The organism is Streptococcus sp. 3874 (genome assembly GCF_013276425.1).
Lineage (GTDB): Bacteria > Bacillota > Bacilli > Lactobacillales > Streptococcaceae > Streptococcus > Streptococcus pseudopneumoniae.
Window position 1 is genome coordinate 1 of the sequence record NZ_VMLA01000123.1, and the last position, 3003, is coordinate 3003.

Below are 3003 nucleotides of genomic sequence, written 5' to 3' on the forward strand. Positions count from 1 at the left end.
GAAAGCGCTTTAAAACCAGGAGACCTTTTCGTAAGGTTCGCTTGATGTACCAAGATGAGTCTGGTTTCGGTAGAATCAGTAAACTGGGATCTTGTTGGGCTTCAATAGGAGTAGGTCCACATGTCCATAGTCACTATATACGAGAATTTTGCTATTGTTATGGAGCTGTTGATGCCCATACAGGCGAATCATTTTTCTTAATCGCTGGTGGATGTCATACTGAGTGGATGAACGCCTTTTTAGAAGAGCTTTCACAAGCTTATCCAGATGATTATCTTTTACTCGTTATGGACAATGCCATATGGCATAAATCAAGTACCTTAAAGATTCCGACTAATATTGGCTTTACCTTTATTCCTCCATACACACCAGAGATGAACCCCATTGAACAAGTGTGGAAAGAGATTCGTAAACGTGGATTTAAGAATAAAGCCTTTCGAACTTTGGAAGATGTCATGAATCAACTTCAAGATGTTATACAAGGACTGGAGAAGGAGGTGATAAAGTCCATCGTTAATCGGAGATGGACTAGAATGCTTTTTTGGCATAAATGAACAATTTTATTTTTCAGAATATATCAAATATAACAAATAACTCTTAAAATTCAGAAAATTCTATTGACAGGACTTGAAAAAGAGTCTATAATGAATAAAAAACAAAGGAGAATACTATGAAAACAAGAAAAGTATTGGCTCTTGCGGGAGTAACCTTATTAGCAGCTGGTGTTTTAGCTGCTTGTTCTGGGGGTTCAGGTGCTCAAGGTGAAAAAACCTTTGCATTTACTTACGAGACACATCCAGATAATCTCAACTATTTGACAACTGGTAAGGCAGCAACTTCTGAGATTACTAGTAATGTGATTGATGGATTGCTTGAAAATGATAAATACGGGAACCTTGTTCCTTCATTGGCAGAAGACTGGTCAGTTTCTAAGGATGGCTTGACTTATACTTATAAGATTCGTCAGGATGCCAAGTGGTATACATCTGAGGGAGAAGAGTACGCTCCTGTTAAGGCTCAGGACTTTGTAACAGGACTTAAATATGCAACAGATAAGAAAGCAGAAGCCCTTTACTTGGTACAGGATTCAATCAAAGGTCTGGATGCCTATGCCAAAGGTGAAATCACAGACTTCACTCAAGTCGGGATTAAAGCCCTTGACGACCAAACAATCCAATACACCTTGAACAAACCTGAAAGTTTTTGGAATTCCAAAACAACAATGGGTGTGCTTGCGCCAGTTAATGAAGAGTTTTTGAATTCAAAAGGGGATGATTTTGCCAAAGCTACGGATCCAAGTAGTCTCTTGTATAACGGTCCTTATTTGTTGAAATCCATTGTGACCAAATCTTCCGTTGAATTTGCGAAAAATCCGAACTATTGGGATAAGGACAATGTGCATATTGACAAAGTTAAATTGTCATTCTGGGATGGGCAAGATACCAGCAAACCAGCAGAAAACTTTAAAGATGGTAGCCTTACAGCAGCTCGTCTTTATCCAACAAGTGCAAGTTTCGCAGAGCTTGAGAAGAGTATGAAAGACAATATCGTCTATACTCAACAAGACTCTACGACTTATCTAGTAGGGACAAATATTGACCGTCAATCTTATAAATACACATCTAAGACTAGCGAAGAACAAAAGACATCTACTAAAAAGGCTCTCTTAAATAAGGATTTCCGTCAGGCTATTGCCTTTGGATTTGACCGTACAGCCTATGCCGCTCAGTTGAATGGAGAAACTGGAGCAAGCAAAATCTTGCGCAATCTCTTTGTGCCACCAACATTTGTTCAAGCAGATGGGAAAAACTTTGGCGATATGGTCAAAGAAAAATTAGTAACCTATGGGGATGAATGGAAGGATGTTAATCTGGCCGATTCACAAGATGGTCTCTACAATCCAGAAAAAGCCAAGGCTGAATTTGCCAAGGCTAAGTCCGCTTTACAAGCAGAAGGTGTGACTTTCCCAATTCACCTAGATATGCCTGTTGACCAGACAGCAACGACAAAAGTTCAACGTGTCCAATCTATGAAACAATCCTTGGAAGCAACTTTAGGAACTGATAATGTCGTTATTGATATCCAACAATTGCAAAAAGATGAATTGCTTAATGTAACTTTATTTGCTGAAAATGCTGCTGGCGAAGACTGGGATTTATCAGATAATGTCGGTTGGGGTCCTGATTTTGCCGATCCATCAACCTACCTTGATATTATCAAACCTTCTGTAGGAGAAAGTACTAAAACATATTTAGGATTTGACTCAGGGGAAGATAATGTAGCTGCTAAAAAAGTAGGTCTATATGACTACGAAAAATTGGTTACTGAAGCTGGTGATGAGGCTACAGATGTTGCTAAACGCTATGATAAATACGCTTCAGCCCAAGCTTGGCTGACAGATAGTGCTTTGATTATTCCAACTACATCTCGTACAGGGCGTCCAATCTTGTCTAAGATGGTACCATTTACAATACCATTTGCATTGTCAGGAAATAAAGGTACAAGCGACCCAGTCTTGTATAAATACCTTGAAATTCAAGACAAGGCAGTTACTGCAGATGAATACCAAAAAGCTCAAGAAAAATGGATGAAAGAAAAAGCAGAATCCAATAAAAAAGCGCAAGAAGAACTTGCAAAACATGTGAAATAAAATAAAAAGAGACTGAGTCAAAAGTCCTAAAAATCAGAAAAACGCATAGTATCAGGTGTTGATGTACTGCACCCCAAAAGTTAGACAGAAAAAATCTAACTTTTGGGGTGTTTTTATTATGAAATTAACTCATGATGATAAAGTTCAGATCTATGAACTTAGAAAACAAGGATATAGCTTAGAGAAGCTTTCAAATAAATTTGGGATAAACAATTCTAATATTAGGTACATGATTAAATTGATTGATCGTTACGGAATAGAGTTCGTCAAAAAAGGAAAAAATCGTTACTATTCTCCTGATTTAAAGCAAGAAATGATTAATAAAGTCATACATGAAGGCTGGACTAAAGATA

The 3003-nt window shown here is 37.8% G+C and carries 3 protein-coding genes; all 3 read left to right on the forward strand.

Going from position 1 to position 3003, the window contains the following annotated elements; translation table 11 throughout:
* On the forward strand, positions 1–554 hold a 554-nt coding region (locus HT703_RS10560), incomplete at its 5' end, for an IS630 family transposase (protein ID WP_172930075.1).
* Between the two features lie 116 nt (positions 555–670).
* A complete protein-coding gene (locus tag HT703_RS10565) occupies positions 671–2650 on the forward strand; it encodes a peptide ABC transporter substrate-binding protein (protein ID WP_138699941.1) in 1980 nt (659 codons plus the stop codon).
* Between the two features lie 118 nt (positions 2651–2768).
* The coding region (locus HT703_RS10570; RefSeq protein WP_172930076.1) for a transposase at positions 2769–3003 on the forward strand (235 nt) is incomplete at its 3' end.